The 20,645-nt window shown below is 73.3% G+C and carries 20 protein-coding genes and 1 tRNA gene; 14 read left to right on the top strand and 7 right to left on the bottom strand.

Features of this window, described 5'->3' with window-relative positions:
- Positions 1 to 809: 809 nt before the first annotated feature.
- Together BUE45_RS17780 and BUE45_RS17775 are read left to right on the top strand one after the other, a co-directional pair.
- Positions 810 to 1,049, top strand: coding sequence for a hypothetical protein (locus BUE45_RS17780; RefSeq protein WP_073380462.1), 240 nt, complete (start codon positions 810 to 812; stop codon positions 1,047 to 1,049).
- Between the two features lie 57 nt (positions 1,050 to 1,106).
- Positions 1,107 to 2,078 carry a zinc-dependent alcohol dehydrogenase family protein gene (locus tag BUE45_RS17775; RefSeq protein ID WP_073380461.1) on the top strand — a complete coding sequence of 324 codons (972 nt, stop codon included), beginning with the start codon at positions 1,107 to 1,109 and terminating at the stop codon, positions 2,076 to 2,078.
- 30 nt (positions 2,079 to 2,108) lie between these two features.
- Here the strand turns inward: BUE45_RS17775 and BUE45_RS17770 are convergent, their stop codons facing one another.
- The 3 genes from BUE45_RS17770 to BUE45_RS17760 all read right to left on the bottom strand — a co-directional run bounded on the left by BUE45_RS17770 (position 2,109) and on the right by BUE45_RS17760 (position 4,193).
- Positions 2,109 to 2,498 carry a RidA family protein gene (locus BUE45_RS17770; RefSeq protein ID WP_073380460.1) on the bottom strand — a complete coding sequence of 130 codons (390 nt, stop codon included), beginning with the start codon at positions 2,496 to 2,498 and terminating at the stop codon, positions 2,109 to 2,111.
- Between the two features lies 1 nt (position 2,499).
- A complete protein-coding gene (locus BUE45_RS17765; protein WP_073380459.1) occupies positions 2,500 to 3,096 on the bottom strand; it encodes a CGNR zinc finger domain-containing protein in 597 nt (198 codons plus the stop codon).
- Positions 3,097 to 3,185: 89 nt separating this feature from the next.
- Positions 3,186 to 4,193, bottom strand: a complete 1,008-nt coding sequence (locus BUE45_RS17760; RefSeq protein ID WP_073380458.1) for a helix-turn-helix transcriptional regulator — start codon at positions 4,191 to 4,193, stop codon at positions 3,186 to 3,188.
- A 110-nt stretch (positions 4,194 to 4,303) separates the two neighbouring features.
- On the opposite strand from BUE45_RS17760, the gene BUE45_RS17755 reads away from it, so the two are divergent.
- Positions 4,304 to 4,726 (top strand): VOC family protein, encoded by a 423-nt coding sequence (locus BUE45_RS17755; RefSeq protein ID WP_073380513.1) that lies wholly within the window; start codon positions 4,304 to 4,306, stop codon positions 4,724 to 4,726.
- 82 nt (positions 4,727 to 4,808) lie between these two features.
- Here BUE45_RS17755 and BUE45_RS17750 read toward each other — a convergent pair whose 3' ends face one another.
- Positions 4,809 to 5,651 carry an alpha/beta fold hydrolase gene (locus BUE45_RS17750; RefSeq protein WP_073380457.1) on the bottom strand — a complete coding sequence of 281 codons (843 nt, stop codon included), beginning with the start codon at positions 5,649 to 5,651 and terminating at the stop codon, positions 4,809 to 4,811.
- A 93-nt stretch (positions 5,652 to 5,744) separates the two neighbouring features.
- Between BUE45_RS17750 and BUE45_RS17745 the strand changes: the two genes are divergently transcribed.
- The 4 genes from BUE45_RS17745 (at position 5,745) to BUE45_RS17730 (ending at position 9,762) form a co-directional block, all read left to right on the top strand.
- The gene (locus BUE45_RS17745; RefSeq protein WP_073380456.1) at positions 5,745 to 6,329 is read left to right on the top strand and encodes a TetR/AcrR family transcriptional regulator; all 585 of its coding nucleotides are present in this window, start codon (positions 5,745 to 5,747) and stop codon (positions 6,327 to 6,329) included.
- A gap of 179 nt (positions 6,330 to 6,508) precedes the next feature.
- Positions 6,509 to 7,840, top strand: coding sequence for an ABC transporter substrate-binding protein (locus tag BUE45_RS17740; protein WP_084737432.1), 1,332 nt, complete (start codon positions 6,509 to 6,511; stop codon positions 7,838 to 7,840).
- Positions 7,841 to 8,005: 165 nt separating this feature from the next.
- Positions 8,006 to 8,854 carry a carbohydrate ABC transporter permease gene (locus tag BUE45_RS17735; RefSeq protein WP_073380511.1) on the top strand — a complete coding sequence of 283 codons (849 nt, stop codon included), beginning with the start codon at positions 8,006 to 8,008 and terminating at the stop codon, positions 8,852 to 8,854.
- Positions 8,851 to 9,762 (top strand): carbohydrate ABC transporter permease, encoded by a 912-nt coding sequence (locus BUE45_RS17730; RefSeq protein WP_073380455.1) that lies wholly within the window; start codon positions 8,851 to 8,853, stop codon positions 9,760 to 9,762. The genes BUE45_RS17735 and BUE45_RS17730 overlap by 4 nt, the downstream gene beginning before the upstream one ends.
- Here the strand turns inward: BUE45_RS17730 and BUE45_RS17725 are convergent.
- Complete coding sequence (locus BUE45_RS17725; protein WP_073380454.1) at positions 9,752 to 10,354, bottom strand: TetR/AcrR family transcriptional regulator; 603 nt, start codon at positions 10,352 to 10,354, stop codon at positions 9,752 to 9,754. The two genes, BUE45_RS17730 and BUE45_RS17725, sit on opposite strands and share 11 nt — an antisense overlap.
- A gap of 54 nt (positions 10,355 to 10,408) precedes the next feature.
- Between BUE45_RS17725 and BUE45_RS17720 the strand changes: the two genes are divergently transcribed.
- Entirely contained in the window at positions 10,409 to 11,458 is a 1,050-nt protein-coding gene (locus BUE45_RS17720; protein WP_073380453.1) for an FAD-dependent monooxygenase, read from the top strand.
- Between the two features lie 90 nt (positions 11,459 to 11,548).
- Here the strand turns inward: BUE45_RS17720 and BUE45_RS17715 are convergent, their stop codons facing one another.
- Complete coding sequence (locus tag BUE45_RS17715; protein ID WP_073380452.1) at positions 11,549 to 13,327, bottom strand: ABC transporter ATP-binding protein; 1,779 nt, start codon at positions 13,325 to 13,327, stop codon at positions 11,549 to 11,551.
- Between the two features lie 150 nt (positions 13,328 to 13,477).
- On the opposite strand from BUE45_RS17715, the gene BUE45_RS17710 reads away from it, so the two are divergent.
- The gene (locus BUE45_RS17710; RefSeq protein ID WP_073380451.1) at positions 13,478 to 14,077 is read left to right on the top strand and encodes a TetR/AcrR family transcriptional regulator; all 600 of its coding nucleotides are present in this window, start codon (positions 13,478 to 13,480) and stop codon (positions 14,075 to 14,077) included.
- A gap of 39 nt (positions 14,078 to 14,116) precedes the next feature.
- Here the strand turns inward: BUE45_RS17710 and BUE45_RS17705 are convergent, their stop codons facing one another.
- The gene (locus tag BUE45_RS17705; protein WP_073380450.1) at positions 14,117 to 14,410 is read right to left on the bottom strand and encodes a GroES family chaperonin; all 294 of its coding nucleotides are present in this window, start codon (positions 14,408 to 14,410) and stop codon (positions 14,117 to 14,119) included.
- A 163-nt stretch (positions 14,411 to 14,573) separates the two neighbouring features.
- On the opposite strand from BUE45_RS17705, the gene BUE45_RS17700 reads away from it, so the two are divergent.
- The 5 genes from BUE45_RS17700 (at position 14,574) to BUE45_RS17680 (ending at position 20,566) form a co-directional block, all read left to right on the top strand.
- Positions 14,574 to 14,646: transfer RNA gene (locus BUE45_RS17700), tRNA-Ala, on the top strand.
- Between the two features lie 1,354 nt (positions 14,647 to 16,000).
- Positions 16,001 to 17,554 (top strand): pectate lyase family protein, encoded by a 1,554-nt coding sequence (locus tag BUE45_RS17695; RefSeq protein ID WP_073380449.1) that lies wholly within the window; start codon positions 16,001 to 16,003, stop codon positions 17,552 to 17,554.
- Positions 17,555 to 17,928: 374 nt separating this feature from the next.
- Positions 17,929 to 18,795 carry an alpha/beta hydrolase gene (locus BUE45_RS17690; RefSeq protein ID WP_073380448.1) on the top strand — a complete coding sequence of 289 codons (867 nt, stop codon included), beginning with the start codon at positions 17,929 to 17,931 and terminating at the stop codon, positions 18,793 to 18,795.
- The gene (locus BUE45_RS17685) at positions 18,792 to 19,763 is read left to right on the top strand and encodes an ATP-binding cassette domain-containing protein (RefSeq protein ID WP_073380447.1); all 972 of its coding nucleotides are present in this window, start codon (positions 18,792 to 18,794) and stop codon (positions 19,761 to 19,763) included. The genes BUE45_RS17690 and BUE45_RS17685 overlap by 4 nt, the downstream gene beginning before the upstream one ends.
- Positions 19,760 to 20,566: an ABC transporter permease gene (locus BUE45_RS17680; protein WP_073380446.1), complete on the top strand. Its 807-nt coding sequence runs from the start codon at positions 19,760 to 19,762 to the stop codon at positions 20,564 to 20,566. Before BUE45_RS17685 ends, BUE45_RS17680 begins: the two co-directional genes overlap by 4 nt.
- The last annotated feature ends 79 nt before the right edge of the window (positions 20,567 to 20,645 follow it).

Raw genomic sequence — 20,645 nt, 5'->3', positions numbered from 1 at the left:
GCAACCCCCGGCGGCGGGGCGCGAAGGTACGTGCGGGCTTCACTCCGCGCGACCTGAGGCAGCGGGACACCCTCCGGCTACGGCTGAGCGCTCCTGGCGGGTGGACAACCCTCAGGGGCGCGGCGAGCAGATACGCGCGGGCTTCACCCCCGTGTGTCTGCGGAGGGAGGTACGCCCTCCCCACACCCCCCGGGGTCGGGGTGTGGATCAACGCTCACCGGCTGTGCTGGAGGCCCAGAGAGAGCGCACGTTTCACCCCCTACGGCGTTGGGAGGGCATGGGTGGGCTCTACGTACGGGCTGCTTGTCGCGCCCACCGCTCTTTTCAGGGGGCATTCCTCCCGATCCGGGCGGCTGAGCTGGGATCGCCTCGCTCGACCCAGCCCCGGATGACACCCCCGCCACTGACGACGTGCACCCAACGCTTCCCACTGAAAATCTGCCGCCCGCCGACCGCGCCGGGGCCAGGTCCACGCTCCGCTGGCCGCCCTTTCCAAGCGGCTGAGCTTCTGGAGAACTCCGGTCGAGCTCTCACCCCCGCGACCCGGGGTGGGAGCGACACCCTCCGGCTGTGGCCGGGGTCGCGGTCCGCCGACCGGCAGTGGCCGGGCGCTCCGGTTCGGAGAACAACAACTACGGCACAGGCCCCGGTCCAATCCCGGGCTGCGGCCCGGCGCTCCAAGCGGGTGGGAAACCGCGTGGCCGGGGCCCCGGTCCGCCGACCGGCAGTGGTCGGGCACCCCGCTCGGGACGAAAACTACTGTTACTCTTTGTGATTGATTTTGTTCATACCGTAATTGGAGTTGTCGCATGAAGAAAACCCTCGTCACCGCCTTCCTCGCCCTGGCCGCCCTGGGGGTCGGCTCTCCCGCCCACGCCGCCGACGACTCCAACTTCGGCGGCGGGGTGAACGCCGCGAACAACTGGAACTTCACCTCCGCGGCGGTCTGCCTCCAGGAGGTCGCGGTGGTCCCCGTCCTGGGCGACTACGTGAGCGACCACGTCGACAACTGCTCCAACGGCAACGTCATCGACCACTCCGGCCGCTGACCGCCGCGCCCTAGAATCGCGGTGACCCCCGGAGCCGTCCGCGAAGGAGCCCGACCCGTGATCGGTGCGGTCGCCACCACCCCCGGCCCCGCGGCGGACGTCGTGCGGATCACCGACCTGGCCGAGCCCCCGCCGCCGGGCCCCGGCGAGGTCCGGGTGCGGCTGGCCGCGAGCACGGTCAACCCGTCGGACCTGGTCACGGTCTCCGGCGCCTACGGCTCCCGGACGGCCTTCCCCTTCGTCCCCGGCTTCGAGGGCGTGGGCGTGGTCACCGCCGCGGGCCCCGGTGTGCGGGGCGGGATGGTGGGACGCCGGGTGCTGCCGATCGGCTCCGCGGGTAACTGGCAGGAGGCCAGGAACCTCTCCGCGGACTGGTGCGTCGCGGTCCCCGACGACATCGCGGACCGCGACGCCTGCTTCGCCTACATCAACCCGCTCACCGCCGTGGCCATGGTGGACCGCCACATCACCGGCGGGACCCGGGCCGTGGTGGTCGACGCGGCGGCCTCGACCATCGCGGGGCACCTCGCGGAACTGCTCCGCCTCCGCGGTATCGCGCCGGTCGGGCTGGTCCGCGGCTCCGGCACGGGCGCCGTGGCCGACCCCTCGGCGTGGGCCGCCGTGCTGGACGCCGAGGACCCCGACGCCCCCGCGCGCCTGCGCGAAGCCCTCGGCGGCCCGACCGCCGACGTCGTCTTCGACTGCGTCGGCGGCCCCGGGGGAGTCCACCTCACGGAGGTACTGCGCCCGGGCGGGGTCCTGGTGCACTACGGGCTGCTGTCCGGGGTCCCGCTCCCCGCCGCCTGCTTCGCCGGGGACCGGGGGACGAGGGTCGAGATGTTCCGCCTCCGCGACCTCGTCCACTCCGGCCGGACACCCCTCGCGGACCTGTTCCGCCCGGTCTTCGGCCACCTGCGGCAGGGGCGGCTGCGCACCCGCCTGGGCGGCAGCCACCGCCTGGGCGACCTGGAGGCCGTGCTCGGCTCCCCGGGCCGCGGCGGCGCCAAGCCCCTGATCACCTTTCCCTGAGGCCCGGAGCGGCGGCCGGGCGCCCTCCGGTCAGGGGACCACGGCGAGGGCGTCGATCTCCACCAGGGCGTCGGGCCGGGCGAACCCCGCCACCTGGAGCACGGTGATCGCGGTCGGGTGCGGCCCCCACACCTCGCCCGCGGCCCGGTACCCGGCGGTGACGTCCTCGCCCGCCTTCAGGTGGACGGTCAGTTTGACGACGTGGCCCTGGTCGGCCCCCGCCTCCGCGAGCACCGCGAGCACGTTGCGGAACGCCTGGACCGTCTGCGCGCCCAGGCCGCCCGGGACGACGGCGCCGTCGCCGCCGGTGCCGTTCTGCCCGCCGACGACGACCAGAGACCCGCCGTCCGCGCGCACCCCCTGCGAGAAGGCGGGGTTGGTGTGCAGTCCGGCGGGGTTCAGGTGGGTGATTCCCGGCATCTCAGTTCTCCTCTGTCACGTTTCGAGTGGTGTGTCCGGCCGCGCGCCGTTCGCGCAGCCGGCGGATCTTGTGCCGGTTCCCGCACCGGCTCATGGAGCACCAGGTGCGCGAGCCGGCGCGCGAGGTGTCCAGGTAGACGAGTGCGCAGTCGTCGGCGGAGCAGGCGCGCAGGCGGTCGGTCCGCCGGAGTGTCCCGACCGCGTCGCGCGCCACCGCGGCGAGCAGCCGTTCGTGGGTGGGGGCGACGGGCGTGCCGAGCTGCGGCGGCAGGTCGGGCATCGCCGCGTGGCGGTCGATCGTCGCGGCGTCGCCGGCCGGGACCGCCAGCCCTCCGGAGACCGCCAGCGCCCCGCGGGCGACGGCCCCGCGCAGGGCGCGCGCGTCCTCGTACGCCGACGCGTCGACCTCCACCTCCGCCCCGAACCGCTCCCGCCACCACCGCTCCACGTCCGCGGGACCGTGCCAGTCCTCCCATTCGGGAGGTCCCTCGAACCCGCCGGTGTAGGCGAAGTCGAGGGACCGTGCGCCGGGGTCGAACCACCAGCGCTGACCGTCCCGCGAGACGATCCAGCGTCCCGTTTCCGCGCGCTCGCTCATGTAACCACCTTAGGGAGTTACAGATGGCGCCGCAAGGGCGCGGCACGGCGGAGGACCGCCGCGCGGGCGGGAACCGGGCGCGCCCCCGTTCAGGGGGAGCCCGCCCCCGGGCGGCCGACCGCCGCGGCGAAGCGTTCGGCCAGCCGGGCGACGGCGTCCCGGAGCCCGTCCGGTCCCACGACCTCGATCCCCGCGTCGAACCGGGCGATGTCCGCGGCCATTCCCGTCCACGACCACGAGTCCAGGACGAGCCTGCACCGCCGCGGCCCCAGCTCCTCGACGGTGCCCTCCCGCACGAACGGGGCCGCCGCCGCGGCGGGCAGGTCCAGCACGACCTCTCCCCGGCACGGCGGGCCCCCGGGGCCGTCCGCGCCCTGGAACCGGGCGGCGACGAACGCCCCGGCGTCCCCGCCCGGGATCTCGCGGGGGGTGAACCGCGGCCCGGCGGGCGGGCGCGGGGTGAGGCGGTCCACCCGGAAGGTGCGCCAGGCGTCCCGGTCCAGGTCCCAGGCGAACAGGTACCAGCGGCCGGCCCGGGCCACCAGGCGATGGGGCTCCGCCCGGCGCGGAGGGGGACCGAGGGGGCCGCCGTCCCCGGCCGCCCCGCCGGGGGACGCGTAGTCGAACCGCAGCACCTCCCGCGCGTGCACGGCGGAGCCCAGGGCCGCGAGGACGCCGGTGTCGACCGGCGGGTCCGGCCGGGACCCGGGCGGCCGGGCGGTCGCGACCTCCAGGGTGTCGATCCGGCGGCGCAGCCGCGCGGGCATGAGCTGGCGGACCGTCAGCAGGGCGCGCACCGCGTCCTCCGCCACGCCCGAGCCCTCGGCGGCGGCCAGCCGCAGGGCCACCGCCAGGGCGACGGCCTGCCCGTCGTCGAACAGCAGCGGCGGCAGCTCGGCGCCCGCGTCGAGCCGGTAGCCGCCGTCGGGGCCCTTGACGGCCGCCACCGGGTAGCCGAGCCCGCGCAGCCGGTCGACGTCGCGCCGCACGGTGCGCGGGCTGACGTCCAGGCGGTCGGCCAGCAGCGCCCCCGGCCAGTCCCGGCGGGCCTGGAGCAGCGAGAGCAGTTTCAGCAGCCGCACGGAGGTTTTCTGCATGGCCCCATCCTGCCCGCAGAAGAGGCCACCACCTGGCCGCTTCCCCTGCGAACTTGGTCGTCGAACGGGCCGCCGGCCCGTGGGGATCCACCGAGGACGAGGGAACGAAGATGACCATCGGCACCACCATCCACGCGAACTTCCGGGGCGAGGCCCGCGCGGCGCTGGAGTTCTACCGGAGCGTGTTCGGCGGCGAGATCGCCGTGATCACGTACAAGGACGCCCACAGCGTCACCGACGAGGCCGAGGCCGACCAGGTCATGTGGGGCCAGGTGGAGTCCGCCGAGGGCTTTCGCCTGATGGCCTACGACGTCCCCGGCCACACGTCGTGGAACCCGGGTGAGAAGCCCTACTTCGTCTCGGTGCGCGGCGACTCGGTCGAGCAGGTCGCCGCCTACTGGGAGGGGCTGAGCGAGGGCGCCGAGATCGTGCAGCCCCTGGGCGCCTCCGCCTGGGCGCAGGTGTACGGCATGCTCAAGGACCGCTTCGGCCTGACCTGGGTGCTGGACGTCCCCGCCCCGTACGGGGCCTGACCCCGGCGCGCCCCCGGGCGCGCCGGACGCGCGCAGGGCCGTGGCCCCGAGGGGCCGGGCCCTGCGCGCCGGGACCTGCGCGTCACCCGGTGACGAAGGGCACCAGGGCCCGGTTCACCTGTTCGGCGTGGGTCCACAGCAGCCCGTGCGGAGCGCCCTCGACCTCCACGTACTCCGCCTCGGGCACGGCCTCGTGGAACGGGCGCCCGGTGGAGTCGACCGGCAGGATGTTGTCGGCGGTCCCGTGGAGGATCAGGACGGGCTTGCCCGACTCCCGGACCGCGGCCACGTCCCGGCGGAAGTCCTCCAGCCAGGCGGGCACCACGGCGTAGGCGGCCACGGGGGCGCTGCCGACGGCGGTGTTCCAGTTGGCGTTCACGACCTCCTGGGAGACGCGCTTGCCCAGGTTCTCGTCCAGGTTGTAGAAGTCCTTGAAGAACTGCTTGTACCAGGCGTAACGGTCGGCGCGGGCGGCCGAGACGATGCCGTCGAACACCTCCTGCGGGACCCCGGCCGGGTTGTCGTCGGCCTTGAGCAGGAACGGCTCCAGTGAGGCGAGGAAGGCCAGCTTGGCCACCCGCTCGTGCCCGTGGCGGCCCACGTACCGGGCCAGCTCCCCGGTGCCCATGGAGAAGCCGACAAGGACCACGTCGCGCAGGTCCAGGATCTCCAGCAGGGTGTTCAGGTCGGCGGCGAAGGTGTCGTAGTCGTACCCCTCGCCGACCTTGGAGGAGCGGCCGAAGCCGCGCCGGTCGTAGGTGATCACGCGCTTGCCGGCCTTGAGCAGCTCGCGTGCCTGGAGCTCCCAGCTGGAGCCGTCGAGCGGGTAGCCGTGGATGAGGACGACCGGCTGCCCCTGGCCGTGGTCCTCGTAGTACAGCTCGATGTCGGTGCCGTTCTCGGTGCCTACCTTGACGAATGCCATGGCGATGCCTTTCCCCGTTCGGGAGAACGGCCGTTCTCCCCTTGGTCCGCTAGAGTAGAGAACGATCGTTCTCATTGCAAGGGGGCACACGGAGTGGCGGCAGCGGTGGACGACGGGCGGGCCCGCCGGGAGATCGTGGAGGCGGCCGACGGGCTGTTCTACGCCCACGGGGTCAACGCGGTGGGCATGGACGCGGTGCGGGAGCGGGCCGGGTTCCCCCTCAAGCGGATCTACAAGCTCTTCCCGTCCAAGGAGGACCTGGTCATCGCCGTCCTGGAGCACCGGTCTCGGATGTGGAACGAGGGCATCACCCGGGCGGAGCGGGGCTCGGCCGACCCCGTCGCGCGGCTGCTGGCCGTGTTCGACTTCCTCGCGGCCTGGTTCCGCGAGGACGGCTTCCGGGGGTGCGCCTTCATCAACGCGTACGGCGAGCTGGGCCCGGGCTCCACCCGGGTCGCGCGCGCCGTGCGCGAGCAGAAGGCGTCCTTCCGCGTCCACGTCGCGGACCTGGTCGGGCGGATCGGCGGCTCCCCGGCGCTGGCCGCCCAGCTGGTGCTGCTGGCCGAGGGCGCGCAGACCACCGCAGCGATCGCGGGCTCCCCGGAGGCGGCGGACGTGGCCCGCGGCGCCGCCCTGACCCTCATCGAGGCGGACACCGGGGCGTCCCGCACCGCCTAGCGCCCATTCTCCGGGTCGGCGGGAAACGGCCCCACCCGTCCCTGCCGCCCCACCCGTTCTCCTCGCCGCGCACGTCCCCCGCGCCGGACCGCGATGTTTCCGTTCCGGTTTCGGGGAGATGACTCCAGAGCACGTCCGACTGCTCGCGCAGTGTCACCGGGACGCGGAAGGAGAGGTCCATGCCCTTCGCACAGGCGCGCCCGGCGCGGCCGGGCGGACTCCGGCCACGGGGGCGCGGCCGGCGGGCCGCGCGGTCGCTCGCCGCCGGGGCCGCCGCCCTCCTGCTGGTCCTGTCCACCGGGTGCGGCGCGCCCCCGGGCCAGGAGGGCGGGGGCGCCGGGCTCGCCGACGACCCCCGGTTCGTCTGGGCCGTCACCGGCGCCGACCGGGCCGTCCACGAGCAGGTCGCCACGCTGTGGAACGAGACCCACCCCGACCGGCAGGTGGAGATCTACTTCCTCGCGCCCACCGCCGACGAGCAGCGCCAGGCGATGTTCCAGGACCTCCAGAGCCGGGCGGGGCAGTTCGACGTCCTGGGGCTCGACGTGATCTGGACCGGCGAGTTCGCCGACTTCGGCTACGTCGAGAGCCTGGAGGACCTGCGCCCGGAGGTCGAGGGGGTGAGCCTGGACGGCGCCGTCGACACCGCCCAGTGGCGCCAGGAGCTCTTCGCCCTCCCGTACTCCTCCAACGGCGCCTTCCTCTACTACCGCACCGACCTCGTCGACGAGCCGCCCCGGACCTGGCAGGAGCTGTACGAGACCGGGATCGAGGCCGCCGAGGAGGAGGGGATCTCCGGCTTCGTGGGCCAGGGCGACCGGTACGAGGGCTTCGTCGTCAGCTACCTGGAGCTGTTCTGGGCCGCGGGCGGCGAGCTGTTCGACGAGGAGCAGACCCGCACCACCTTCCTGGAGGGCGGCGCCGCCGCCACCGCGCTCGACTTCATGACCCGCGCCCACGCCGACGGGCTCTTCGCCGAGGGCTACGACTCCATGGTGGAGGACGACGCCCGGGCGCTGTTCCAGGCCGGGGAGGCGGTCTACATGCGCAACTGGCCCTACGCCGTGCCCCTGCTGTCGGGAGAGGCGGGGGAGGAGAGCGCGGTCGCGGACGACTTCGCCGTCGCCCCGCTGCCGACCTTCGACGGGCAGGGCGGCACCAGCGCCCTGGGCGGTCTCAACAACGCCGTCAGCACCCTGAGCGACGAGAAGGAACTGGCCCGCGAGTTCGTCCTGTGGGCGGCCACCGATCCCGACGCCCAGGCGCTCCTGGCCCGGAACAGCCTGCCGCCCACCATGGAGTCCGTCTACGACGACGCGGAGGACCCGAACTTCCGGATGCTCGGCGACATCCTGGCGCAGGCGCACGCCCGGCCGCCGGTCCCGGGGTACAACTCGCTCTCCCTGGCGATCCAGGACGGCCTCCACCCCGCCTTCCTGGGCCAGGCCGAGGCGGAGCCCTCCCTGGAGGCCGTGGAGCGCGCCGCCGACGACGCCCTTCGGCAGGAGTAGGACATGGCGATCCGACAGAGCAGCGAGAACGGACGCGACGGCCGGACGGGGGGCGTGCCCGCCCCCCGCGGCGGCGGAGGCGGCAGCGGCGGGGGCGGCCGGACCGCCCGGGGAGGGGGCCGGCCGCCCCGCCGCCCCCGGCGCCGCGGCCTGGGCGAACGGGCGATGGGGCGGATCTTCCTGACCCCCTCGTTCGCCTTCATGGCGGTCATCGCGCTCTTCCCGGTCTTCTACGCCGTTCTGATGAGCCTCTACGAGATCCGGGGCTTCCACCAGGACTTCGCGGGGCTGGGGAACTACGCGCGGGCCCTCACCGACCCCGGCTTCTACAACGCGGCGCTCAACACCCTGGTCTTCACCGCGGCCTCGGTGACGCTGGAGTTCACGGTCGGCCTGGGCTTCGCGCTGATCATGCACCAGGCGTTCGTCGGCCGCGGCCTGACCCGCGCGGTGATCCTGGTGCCGTGGGTGATCCCCACGGCGGTCGCGGCACAGGTGTGGCGCTACATGTTCGACCACAACCCGGGTTTCGTGAACGCGGTGCTCGGCACCGACGTCAACTGGCTGCGCGACCCGGTCTGGTCCATGGTCGGCATCATCGCCGCGGACGTCTGGAAGACCGCGCCGTTCGTGGCGCTGCTGCTCCTGGCGGGACTCCAGACGATCCCCAAGGACTACTACGAGGCGGCCGAGATCGACGGCGCCGGGGTGTTCCAGCGCTTCTGGTCGGTCACCCTGCCGCTGCTGCGCCCCGCGATCGTGGTGGCGCTCCTGTTCCGCACGGTGGACGCGCTGCGCATGTTCGACTTCGCGTACGTGTTCGCCGGGTACTCCAACTCGCTGGCGACACTGTCGGTGTACGCGCAGCGCTTCCTCGTCGCCGAGCCCCGGCTCGGGTACGCGAGCGCGCTGTCCACGGTCACCTTCGTGATCGTCATGCTGGTCGGCCTGGCCTTCATCTCCCGGATGGGGCGCCACATGGTCGGCGACACGGCCCGGGAGGTGAAGCGGTGACGACGTCGGAGGAGGCCAGGGCCCGCGAGACGGTGCGGGAGGCGCACCGGCCGCGCCGGAGGACGCCGCCGTGGGCGTTGGGCGCGCTCAAGCTGCTCGGCCTGGCCGTGGTGGTGGTGTGGTGCCTGTTCCCGTTCCTGTGGATGGCCATGACCAGCCTGCGCTCCGGGGCGGACGCGCTCACCGACCCCGACATCTTCAGCGGGCCGTTCGGGCTGGACAACTACGAGCAGGTCTTCGGGCTGGGGTTCCAGTACGCGCTGCGCAACTCGCTGGTCGTGGCGGCGCTGACCACCCTCGTGTGCATCCCGGTGGCCGCGCTGGCGGGCTACGCGCTGGCCCGGCTGCCGCTGCGCGGGAGGTTCCTGGTCCTGGCCCTGACCCTGGTGGCCACGCTCTTCCCGCCGGTGGCGCTGGTCAACCCGCTGTACCAGATGTACCTGGAGCTCAACGCGCTGACGGGCATCAACCTGCTCAACAACTACCTGGGCATGGTCGTCCCGTACGTGGCGCTCACGCTGCCGCTGGCCGTCTTCATCCTCGCCACGTTCTTCGCGGGCATCCCCCGGGAGATCGAGGAGTCCGCGAAGGTGGACGGGGCCACGCCGTTCCAGGCGTTCTGGCGGGTGGTCGCCCCGCTGGCGGCCCCGGGGGTGGGCGCGGCGTCGATCCTGACGTTCGTGTACGCCACCAACGAGTTCCTGCTGGCGTTCTCGTTCGCGCCCCGCGACCTCAACGTGCAGACGGTCCCGGTGTTCATCGGCACCTTCCAGCGCGTCGGGTACGAGAACCCGATCGGCCAGATCATGGCGGCCTCGGTGCTGGTGTCGGTGCCGCTGATCCTCTTCGCGCTGGTGCTCCAGCGCCGGATCGTGGCCGGGCTGACCTCCGGGGCGGTCAAGGGCTGAGCGGGGCCGGATCGCCCCGGCCCCGCTCCGGGCCGTCCCCGGGCCGGCCCAGGCAGGCCCGGACCACCGCGGCCATCCGCTCCCGGGGCTCGGCCGTTCCGGGGCGGAGCAGCCCGCGCAGCATGAGCCCGTCGGCGTAGGCCATGAGGGTGCGCATGGCGGCCTGCGGGTCGGCCGCGCCCAGGTCGGCGAGGACGCGCGCCCCCCACTCCTGGATGAGCCCGGCGCCCCGGGCCAGGGCCTCGGCGATCCGCGGGTCGTGGGTGGCCTCCACCGACAGCGCGTAGCGGGCGACGGTGCGGACCCGGTCGGTGGTCACCGAGATCTCGACGAACCTCTCCACGGCGTCCAGGAACAGGTCGAGCGTCGGCTCCCGGGGCAGGTTCATCGCGGCCCAGTCGCGCCGGTCCAGCTCCTCCAGCCGCTCCACGGCGGCGGCGACCAGGGCGTCGCGCGTGCGGAAGTGGTTGGAGGCCGACCCCCGGGGCAGGCCCGCCTCGGCGTCCACCCGCCCGTGGGTGAGGGCGTGCACGCCCCCCGTGCCGAGCAGGGTGATGGCGGCGTCCAGGGCGCGTTCGCGGGTTTGCGACATGGACAGGACTATATTCGTAGTGACTCCTTACTATGATCGTAGTAGCGTGGGCGCATGAACGGTAGAGCACTCATCGTCGGCGGCGGCATCGCCGGGCTCGCGGCCGCCCGCGGCCTGCTGGACCGCGGCTGGGAGGTCGAGGTGCGCGAGCGCCATCCCGGACCCCCCGACATCGGCGGGGCGCTGGGCATGTGGCCGCCCGCGCTGGAGGCCCTGGACCGCCTCGGCCTGGGCGCGCGGGTCCGCGCCACCGGCAGCGTCCCCACCGCCGCCCGGCTGCTCGCCTCCGACGGGCGCTCCCTGGCCCGGCTCGATGCCCGGGCACCCTCCGCGCGCCTGGTCGCCCGCTCCGCGCTGCTGGAGATCCTCGTCGGCGCCCTGCCGGAGGGGACGGTCCGCTGGAACACCCCCGTCACCGCCGAGGAGGTCGCCTCGGGCACGGGCACGGCCGGGTTCGCCGTGGTCGTCGGGGCCGACGGGCTCAACGGCGCGGTCCGCCGCGGCGCCTTCCCCGGGGCGCCGTCCCCGAGGGAGCTGGGCACCGTCGCCTACCGCGGCGCCGTGCCCGGCCACACCGGAGTCTTCACCGAGACGTGGGGGAGGGGCCGCGTCTTCGGCGCCACCCCCATGGACGGGCACGCCACCAACTGGTACGCCGCGGTGCGCGCCGACCTGGCCCCCGACCCGCGCGCCGACCCCCTCCCCCTGCTGCGCCGGCTCTACGGGGGGTGGCACGCGGGCGTCGTCCGGGTCCTGGACGCCCTGCCCGGCACCCCCGTCGACCGCCGCACCCTCTACGACCTGCCCGCCCTGCCCTCGTACGTGCGCGGGCGCCACGTCCTCATCGGCGACTCCGCCCACGCCATGGCCCCCAACCTGGGCCGGGGCGCCTGCGAGTCGCTGGTGGACGCCGCGGCCCTGGCGGCGGCCCTGGGGGAGGCGCCCGCCGTCGCCGCGGGACTGGCCCGCTACGACCGGGTCCGCCGCCGCCCGGCCGGGCGCCTGGTCCGCGCCTCCCGCGCGATGAGCGGGCTGGCCACCGCCACCCGCCTCACCGGGCTGCGCGACGGAGCCCTGCGCACCGCGGGCGCGCTGCTCGGATGAGCGCCCGCGGCCGATGACCCGGACCGGACACGGGACCGCCCCGGCCCGGGGACTCCCGGACCGGGGCGGCGCGGCCGAACGCCCCGCGGCTCAGCCGGCCGCGGTCGGCTCCGGTACCTCGGCCTCGACCTCGGCGATGTGCAGCGCCGAGACCAGGTCCCGGTACAGGGTGTCGCGCTCCAGCAGTTCGGTGTGCGTCCCCTGGGCGCGCACCCCGCCGTCCTCCATCAGGATGATCCGGTCCGCGTGGATCACCGTCGACAGGCGGTGCGCCACCGTCACCACGGCGTTCCCGGCGGCGTGGCGCCGCACGCTCTCGGTGATCGCCGCCTCCGTGATGGCGTCCACCTGCGAGGTCGCCTCGTCCAGCAGCAGCACGTCGGGCGAGCGCAGCAGCGCCCGGGCCAGGGCCACCCGCTGGCGCTGGCCGCCCGAGAACGCCGTGGCGTCCAGCGGGGTGTCCAGCCCCTCCGCCAGGGCCTCGACCTTGTCGGCCAGGCGGACGTCCCCGATCACCCGCAGGATCTCCTCCTCGGTCGCGTCCGGGCGGCTGAACAGCAGGTTCTCCCGCAGGGTGCCCGGGATCACCGGGGTGTCCTGCTCCACGTAGGCGAAGTGCGCGCGCACCTGCTCGGGGGTCAGCTCCCGGTAGGGGGTGCCGCCCACCCGCAGCTCCCCGCCCTCGGGCTCCAGGAAGCGCAGCAGCAGCGAGAGCACCGTGGTCTTGCCCGCGCCCGACGGGCCCACGATCGCGGTGTGCCCCCGCCGGGGGATCACCAGGTCCACCGCCGTCAGCGCGGGCGCGGCGCCCGGGGCGTAGCGGGCGGTCACCCCGCGCAGCTCCAGCAGCGCCTCCGGGGCGTCGCCGCGGCCGGGGGCGGCGTGCCCGCCGACCGCCGGGCCGGGACCGGGAGGGACCGCCGGAGCCTCGGCCGCCGGCTCCAGCGGGATCGCCTCCACCTCGCGGATCCGCTTGGCGGCGGCGATGCCCGACTGGAGCGTGCTCACGCTCTGGGAGAGCTCCATGACCGGGGTGAGCAGCGTGAACGCGTACAGCAGGAACGCGATCAGGGTGGACACCCCGATGTCGCCGGAGGCCACCCGCAGGGCGCCGAAGCCCAGGATGGCGATGATCGCCAGCTGGACGCCGCTGAACGCGATCGTCCAGGCCACCGCCTCCCGGCGGACCGCCCGCACGCCGTGCTCGGCGGACTCGCGGGCGTGCTCCAGGATCTTGTCGCCCAGGCGTTCCTCGGCCCGGCTCACCTTGACGGTGCGGATGGCCCGCAGCGCGCCGTCCAGCACGCCGCCCATCAGGCCCAGCGAGTTCTGGGCCTTCTCCTGGGCCCTGGCCAGGGCGGGCATCAGGGCGAGGAACAGGACCGTGACCACGAGTACGGCCCCCGCGGTGACGGAGACCAGCACCAGGTCCAGGACCGCCATCATGACCAGGGTGCCGACCAGCAGCACGCCGCCGTTGATGAGGCTGATGACGCTGCTGGAGGCGGCCTCGCGCAGCAGCACGGTGTCGGAGGTGGCCCGGGTGACCAGCTCGCCGGTGGGGCGCCTGGACAGCGGTACGAGCGCGGCCCGGAAGTAGCGGCGCACCAGGGAGGTGCGCGCGTCCAGCACGACCTTCTCGGCGACCGTGCCCAGCAGGATCCAGTGGTAGACGCCCAGCACCGCGCCGACCGCGAACAGGCCCAGCAGCAGGGCGATGGGCACCGCCAGCCCGCCGCCGTCGGACAGGGTGTCCAGGACGAGCTTGACCACCATGGGATTGGCCAGCTCCAGCGCCGAGCCGAACAGGGCCAGCACCAGGCCCAGCAGCAGCTTGCGGCGGTGCGGCCGTACGAACGACCACAGCACCTTCAGTTGGGCGAAGCGGGGTTCCGCCTCGGGCGAGGACTCCGCCGAGGGCGGGTCGTCGGTTGTCGCAATACGTTCAGCCATGCTTGAAATTAGGTCACAGGTGACCGATTATTGTCAACCAAATACCCATCACTCTAGGATGGACGCATGGTGAAGAGCGCACCCTCTTCGGAGGAAGAGACGAGGACCCGTGCCCGCACCCGCCGCGCCATCCTGGACGCGGCCGTGCAGGTCCTCGGGGACAACCCCGCCGCCCCGCTGTCCCAGGTCGCCAGAACCGCCGGGGTGGCCCGCAGTACGCTCCAGCGCTACTTCGCCGAACGCACCGACCTCACCGAGGCCCTGAGCGAGTACGCCGGTGAGCTCATCGACGAGGCGTGCGAGCGCGCCCGCACCACCGAGGGCACCGCCATCGAGGCGTTCACCCGGCTCGTCGCCGAGTACTTCACGCTGCGCAAGGTGATCATGCTGGCGTTCGGCTCCGACGACCTCGCCGAGGGCGCGACGGAAGAGGAGGAGTGCGGCCCCGCGGACCTCGCGCTGCGCGCGCTCATCGAACGGGGCCACGAGGACGGCACCGTCGATCCCAGGATCGGCCCGCTGTGGGCCGAGCAGCTGCTCTGGGCGGGGCTGTACGCCGGCTGGACGTACGTGGGCACGGCCAGGGTCCCCGCCTACGAGGCGCTCACCCTGTGCCTGCACTCCCTCGTGAAGGCGGTGGAGGCCCGTCCCGGGCGCGACGGGTGACGCGGGCGGCGGCGGTGTTCCGCGCGGGCCGGGAGAGGGCTACAGGTACAGGCCGGTGCCCCGCTCCGGGGCCTCCTTGGCGATCGCGTGCACGTCCCGCTCCCGCAGGATGGTGTAGCGCTCGCCGTTGAGCTCCACCTCGCCCTGCTCCTCGGGGTCGAACAGGACCCGGTCGCCGGTCTTGACGTGGCGGGCCCCGGTCCCCGCGCCGACCACCTCGCCCCAGGCGAGCCGGGTGGCCAGCTTCACCGTGTCCGGGATGACCAGGCCCGCGCTGCTGCGCCGCTCGCTCTTGTCGGGGACCGTCTTCACCAGCAGGCGGTCGTGGAGCATCTGGATTTCAAGCTTTGATTCGGGCACCCGTCCAGGGTATTCGGCCCCGCGCCGGCACTGCCGCCTCCACCAGGTGCCACGGCGGTGACCCCGTGGCTCAACCGTCCCTTAACCTCCGGTACAGTGAATCCATCGCCGACCGGGGTAACCGAGCGGCGCACCAGGGGCTATGGCGCAGTTGGTAGCGCGCCTCCATGGCATGGAGGAGGTCTGGGGTTCGAATCCCCATAGCTCCACTCGACTCTGGGACGACCCTGCTCGGTGGCCTTCGGCCGCCTCGCGGGGTCGTCTTCGTTGTGTCCGCCGGGGGGAGACCCCCCGAAACCCCCCGAGGTGACCCCCTGGGGTCGGGGTCGCGGGTGTCGGGGCTGTTCTTCCGGGGTTCTCTTACGTCGTGTGCGGGGCGACCCGGCCCGGCGGCCTTCGGGTGCTTCGTGGAGTCGTCTTCGTTGTGTCTGCCGGGGGGAGACCCCCCGAACCCCCCGAGGTACCCCCCTGCGGCCGGGGGCGTGGTGATCGGTGGGGTGGGCGGGGTGCTCTCTCACGACGCGGGGCTTCGCCCCGGGGGTTGTGGTTGCGTTGCCCCAGGCCCACTCGGCTCTGGGACGACCTGGCTCGCGCGTGAACGCGCTCGCGGGGTCGTCTTCGTTGTGTCTGCCGGGGGGAGACCCCCCGACCCCCCCGGGGTGACCCCCTGGGGTCGGGGTCGCGGGTGTCGGGACTGTTCTTTCGGGGTTCTCTTGTGTCGTGTGCGGGGCGACCTGGCTCGGCGGCCTTCGCCCGCCTCGCGTGGGCGTTTCGTCATTCCTGCCGGGGGAGGTCCCCGAAGTCTCCGCGTTGCCCCTGGGGCCGGTGTCGTGGTGATCGGCGGGGCGGGGCGCTCTCTCACGGCGCGGGGCTTCGCCCCGGGGGTTGTGGTTGCGTTGTCCAAGGTTCATCGGACTCTGGGGCGAACCTGCTCGGCGGCCTTCGGGCGTCTCGTGGGGGCGTTTTCGTTGTGTCTGCCGGGGGAGGTCCCCCGACCCCCCCGGGGTGACCCCCTGGGGTCGGGGTCGCGGGTGTCGGGGGTGCGGGGCGGCTTCGCCCGGTCCGGCGGGAGTGCGGGTGTCCGGCTCCCTCGCGCTCGGTGGGTTTTCATGTCGTGTGCGGCGAAAGCGCTGGTGGCGGGGGCTTTCTGCGCGGTGTTCCGGGGCGGTGCGCGGGATGGTCGTGGACAGCGCTTTCCTTGATATTTCGGTGCGGCGTGTGACGGGGGGATTTCCCCGGTGTGGCGCTTCGGAATTGCGGTCGTGCGGTGTTCCGGGGGCGGCCGGTGCGCCGGGGCGAGGCGGGGAAAAGGGCCACGATCCCTTCTTGAACTCCTCCCGCCTGCACAATCGTGGCGTTCCTGTGGACGGTGGCGGGGCCCGTTGGGTACGCGATCCCGAATTTTGGACGGGCTCGCGATGAAACGGCAGGTTGCGACCGTGAGAAGAGTGCGGTGGGTTCGGGTCCCGAATAAAGGTGTGAATGCACCCCTTGACTCGGAAAGCGCTTTCCCTGACTCTCGTGGAAGACCTACCCGAACCCATCCCTCGGAAAGGGGAAACGGTGAGACGAACAACGGTGCGTCGACTCCTGTCGACGGTGGCCGCCGCGACCTTGGTCGCGGGGGGCCTGACCCTGTCGATGTCCCAGGTCGCGGCCCAGACCGGCAGCGCCACGGGTTACGCGACCCAGAACGGCGGCACCACCGGCGGCGCCGGCGGCCAGACCGTGCGGGCCACGACGGGGACCCAGATCCACCAGGCCCTGTGCTCGCGGCCCAGCACCAGCACCCCGATCGTCATCGAGGTGCAGGGGACCATCAACCACGGGAACACGTCCAAGGTGTCGGGCCCCGGCTGCGACACGGCGGCCGACGTGATCGAGCTCAAGAAGATCAGCAACGTCACGCTCGTGGGCGTCGGCAGCGGCGCCGTGTTCGACCAGCTGGGCATCCACATCCGCGAGTCCAGCAACATCATCATCCAGAACGTGACCGTGCGGAACGTCAAGAAGTCCGGCTCGCCCACGTCCAACGGCGGCGACGCCATCGGCATGGAGAGCGGCGTCCGCAACGTGTGGGTCGACCACGTCACCCTGGAGGCGTCGGGCGGTGAGTCCGAGGGCTACGACGGGCTCTTCGACCTCAAGAACAACAGCCAGTACGTCACCCTCTCCTACAGCATCCTGCGCAACTCCGGCCGCGGCGGCCTGGTCGGGTCCAGTGAGAGCGACCGCTCGAACGGCTACGTGACCTACCACCACAACGTCTTCCAGAACCTGGACTCGCGCGCGCCCCTGCTCCGCGGCGGCATCGGGCACATGTACAACAACCACTACGACGACATCGCCGAGTCCGGGATCAACTCCCGGGCCGGGGCCCGTGCGAAGGTGGAGAACAACTACTTCCAGGACTCCAAGGATGTCCTGGGCACCTTCTACACCAACGAGCGGGGCACCTGGCAGGTCGCCGGCAACGTCTTCGACGGCGTGACCTGGTCCAGCCAGGGCAGCGAGAACTACCCTGCGGGCCCCAACCCCGAGTCCACCACCTCGGTGAGCATCCCGTACTCCTACTCGCTCGACGACGCCGGCTGCGTCCCCGCGATGCTGGGGGAGATCTCCGGCGCGAACAAGGGCAACCGCGTCTCGGACGGCAACTGCGAGGCCGAGAACCCGACCGACCCCGACCCGACGGACCCGGACCCCACCGACCCCGACCCCACGGACCCGGACCCGACCGATCCCCCCGGCGGGAGCAACCTCAGCCTCGGCGCCGGCGCCGACGGTTCGAGCAAGGCGAGCGGGACCGGCTACGGGAACGTCATCGACGGTGACCTGGGCACCTACTGGTCGCCGAACGGAACGACCGGCCGCATCTCGGTCAAGTGGGGCACGCCCGCCACGGTCTCCGCGATCAACATCCGGGAGGCCTCCGGCGCCACCGGCGCCATCGGCTCCTGGCGCGTCGTCAACCACGACACCGGCGCCGTCCTGGCCACCGGCAGCGGGGCGGGCGTGATCACCTTCGCCCCGACGACGCTGCGCAAGATCAACTTCGAGATCACCGGCTCGAACGGCACGCCCCGCGTCGCCGAGTTCGAGACGTACGCCGGATAGCCGTTCCGCGGCACCGGAGGGACCCCGTCGCCCCCGCGACGGGGTCCTTGCGCGTCCGCGGACACGAACGCGCGCGGTGCCGGGGAACGGTGACGGTTCCCCTGGATTTCCCGGCGCGTTCGCACGGTGTGCGGGCGATGAACGGTCGATGGCCGAAACCGGACGCATAAGAAGGGGAACCGCCCGGAATTCCCGCCGGAGAAAAGAGGATCCGCAGTTCACGGCGGCTCCACCACTTTCGTCGGTAGTGCCACCACCACCCCTGTGGTGGGCGTGGATGGACGCCGAATCGGGAGTCGGCACCCTCGAATGGCGGGGACCGCGCATCTAACGTCGAAAGCGTCAAGGAGAATCCCTCGATCCGACGGAGGATCATGATCACGGCGGGCCCCCGGACCGCGCCGCCCCCGGCGCCCCTGCACTACCGGGACCAGGAGTGGAACGGCATTCGACTGCTGGCTTACGACGACACCGGCGACGGCCGGATCGTCGAGGCCCTGGGCGATGTGGCGACCGCCGACCACATCGTCGTCCTCGTCCCGGGAAACGACAATTACCTCGGGAATTACTTCGATCCGAGCCGTCCCACCCGCCCCCGGGTGAACGGTGCCACGCTCTTGAGGACCATGGGCACCATCGCCCGCGGAGAACGGTTCGCCGTCGTGGTGTGGATGGGTTACGACACCCCTCGCGGATTCGTCGAGGGGGCGTTCCGCGGACCCGCCCGCCAGGCCGCCCCCGACCTCGTCCGGCTCACCCGCTTCCTGCCCGGCAACGCCCACATCACGCTGGTCGGCCACAGCTACGGAACGGTGGTGTGCGGGCTCGCCCTGGCCCAGGCCCGCGTCGACGACTGCATCGTCCTGGGCAGCCCCGGCATGGGCGGCTCCTCCACCGCGGACCTGCGCTACTCCGGGAACCTGTGGGCCGCCCAGGGCCGCGAGGACTGGATCCGCTTCTTCCCGCGCGGCCGTGCGGGAGACCTCGGCCACGGTCCCACCCCGCTGCGCCCCGGCTTCGGCGCCCTGCGCATCGAGACCGGCGAGATCCCCGGCCACTGCGCCTACTACACCGACGGCAGCGAGTCGGTGCGCAACATGGCCCGGATCGGGCTGGGCCGCTACGAGGAGGTCACCCTCGTCGACCCGCTGGTCCGCGCCCCGCTGCCCCGCCCCGTCGTCGCCGTCCGGGAGCGGGCGGGCACCACCGTCCCGGCCCCCGGGGAGAGGATCGCCCCGTGACCGGCACCACCGAGGCGGTGATCCTCGCCGAGGGCGTCCGCAAGACCTACCCGTCCAGGAGCAGGCCCTCCCTGGACGGGTTCGACCTGGCCGTGCGCCCCGGAACGGTGCACGCCCTGCTCGGGCCCAACGGGGCGGGCAAGACCACCGCGGTCCGGGCGATGGCCACCCTGGTCCGCTTCGACGCGGGCCGTGTCCGGGTGGCCGGGTGCGACGTGGCCTCCGAGAGCCGCCGGGTGCGCGAGCGCATCGGGCTCACCGGCCAGTACGCCGCCCTGGACGAGGTGCTCGGCGGACGGCGCAACCTGGAGATGTTCGCCCGCCTGCACCACCTGCGCCCCGGCGCCGCCAGGGCGCGGGCCGCCGAACTGCTGGAGCGGTTCGGCCTCGCCGACGCCGCCGAGCGGCCGGTCCGCCAGTACTCGGGGGGCATGCGTCGCCGCCTGGACCTGGCGGCCAGCCTCATCCTCGACCCGCGGGTGCTGTTCCTGGACGAGCCCACCACCGGTCTGGACCCGCGCAGCCGGGCCGAGGTGTGGCGGGCCGTGCGCGACCTCGTCGACCGGGGCACCACCGTCCTGCTCACCACCCAGTACCTGGAGGAGGCCGATCGGCTCGCCGACACGGTCTCGGTGGTGGAGGCCGGCCGGGTGATCGCGGAGGGGCCGCCCGAGGAGCTCAAGAGGCGGGTCGGCGGCAGCCGCGTGGAGGTGGTGGTCGCCGACCCCTCCGAGGTCGACAAGGCCGCGGAGGTGCTGGGCCGGGTGTGCGGCGCCCCGCTGGACGTCGACCCGGACACGCAGACCGTGCGCGCCCCCGTGGGCGGGCGCGGCAGTGAACTGGCCAAGGTGGTACGGGCCCTGGACGAGGCCGGGCTGGAGGTGGAGGACATCGCGCTGCGCAGGCCCAGCCTGGACGAGGTGTTCCTCAGCCTGACCGGCCGCCGCACCGGGGAGGGGGAGGGATGAACGCGACGGTGAGGCGCCTGGGCTGGGCGCTGTCCGACACCGGGGTGGTGGCCCGCCGCTACCTGTCCCACCTGGTGCACAAGCCCGACGAGCTGATCGGCACCCTGCTCATTCCCGTGCTGGCCGTGCTGCTGTTCGGGTTCGTGTTCGGCGAGACCATGGGCGCCGCCGCGGGGGTGGACGACTACCGCGACTTCCTGATGCCGGGCCTGTTCGCGCTGACGATGGCGTTCGGCATCGGCAACACCACCATCGCCGTGGTCTCCGACGCCGGGCGCGGCGTCATCGACCGCTTCCGGACCCTGCCCATGGCGCCGTCGGCGCTGCTGGCCGGGCGCAGCGTCTCCGACGTGGTCGCCGGAGTGGTGGACCTGGCCGTGCTGGCCGGGATGGGGCTGCTCATCGGCTGGCGGTGGAACGAGGGGTGGCCGTCCGCGCTGGCGGCCCTGGGGCTGCTGCTGTGGCTGCGGCTGGCCTTCACGTGGATCGGCATCTACCTGGGGCTGGTGGTGCGCAGCCCCGAGGCGGCGATGAAGTTCTTCTCCCTGGTGTTCCCGCTGGCGATGGTCGCGGACACGTTCGTGCCCACCTCCAGCATGCCCGGCTGGCTGGCGCCGCTGGCGGAGTGGAACCCCCTGTCGGCGACGGTGGTCGCCGCCCGCGACCTGTTCGGGTCGCCCGGGGTGGTGTCCGACTCGTGGGTGGCCCAGAACGCGCTGCTCATGGCGCTGGTGTGGCCGCTGGTCCTGCTGGCGGTGTTCGTCCCGCTCGCGGTGCACCGCTACCGGTCCGCCGCCCGGTAGGGGCCGTGCCCCCGCCGGGCCCGCGGCCCGCCCCCACGGTCCGGGAGGGTGCCGTCGGAACAGGACGGGACGGGGTGGC

Source organism: Nocardiopsis flavescens, assembly GCF_900141985.1.
Taxonomy (GTDB): domain Bacteria; phylum Actinomycetota; class Actinomycetes; order Streptosporangiales; family Streptosporangiaceae; genus Nocardiopsis; species Nocardiopsis flavescens.
Note: the sequence above shows the minus strand (reverse complement) of the source record. Positions and strands in the feature narration are given on the sequence as shown.

What these genes read in the sequence shown, in the direction of transcription:
- BUE45_RS17750 (WP_073380457.1), bottom strand. Translation starts at nt 5,651, where the DNA reads ATGGCATTCGTCAAGGTAGGCACCGAGAACGGCACCGACATCGAGCTG.
- BUE45_RS17765 (WP_073380459.1), bottom strand. Translation starts at nt 3,096, where the DNA reads ATGAGCGAGCGCGCGGAAACGGGACGCTGGATCGTCTCGCGGGACGGT.
- BUE45_RS17705 (WP_073380450.1), bottom strand. Translation starts at nt 14,410, where the DNA reads ATGCTCCACGACCGCCTGCTGGTGAAGACGGTCCCCGACAAGAGCGAG.
- BUE45_RS17760 (WP_073380458.1), bottom strand. Translation starts at nt 4,193, where the DNA reads ATGCAGAAAACCTCCGTGCGGCTGCTGAAACTGCTCTCGCTGCTCCAG.
- BUE45_RS17780 (WP_073380462.1), top strand. Translation starts at nt 810, where the DNA reads ATGAAGAAAACCCTCGTCACCGCCTTCCTCGCCCTGGCCGCCCTGGGG.
- BUE45_RS17680 (WP_073380446.1), top strand. Translation starts at nt 19,760, where the DNA reads ATGAACGCGACGGTGAGGCGCCTGGGCTGGGCGCTGTCCGACACCGGG.
- BUE45_RS17690 (WP_073380448.1), top strand. Translation starts at nt 17,929, where the DNA reads ATGATCACGGCGGGCCCCCGGACCGCGCCGCCCCCGGCGCCCCTGCAC.
- BUE45_RS17735 (WP_073380511.1), top strand. Translation starts at nt 8,006, where the DNA reads ATGGGGCGGATCTTCCTGACCCCCTCGTTCGCCTTCATGGCGGTCATC.
- BUE45_RS17770 (WP_073380460.1), bottom strand. Translation starts at nt 2,498, where the DNA reads ATGCCGGGAATCACCCACCTGAACCCCGCCGGACTGCACACCAACCCC.
- BUE45_RS17725 (WP_073380454.1), bottom strand. Translation starts at nt 10,354, where the DNA reads ATGTCGCAAACCCGCGAACGCGCCCTGGACGCCGCCATCACCCTGCTC.
- BUE45_RS17710 (WP_073380451.1), top strand. Translation starts at nt 13,478, where the DNA reads ATGGTGAAGAGCGCACCCTCTTCGGAGGAAGAGACGAGGACCCGTGCC.
- BUE45_RS17740 (WP_084737432.1), top strand. Translation starts at nt 6,509, where the DNA reads ATGCCCTTCGCACAGGCGCGCCCGGCGCGGCCGGGCGGACTCCGGCCA.
- BUE45_RS17755 (WP_073380513.1), top strand. Translation starts at nt 4,304, where the DNA reads ATGACCATCGGCACCACCATCCACGCGAACTTCCGGGGCGAGGCCCGC.
- BUE45_RS17720 (WP_073380453.1), top strand. Translation starts at nt 10,409, where the DNA reads ATGAACGGTAGAGCACTCATCGTCGGCGGCGGCATCGCCGGGCTCGCG.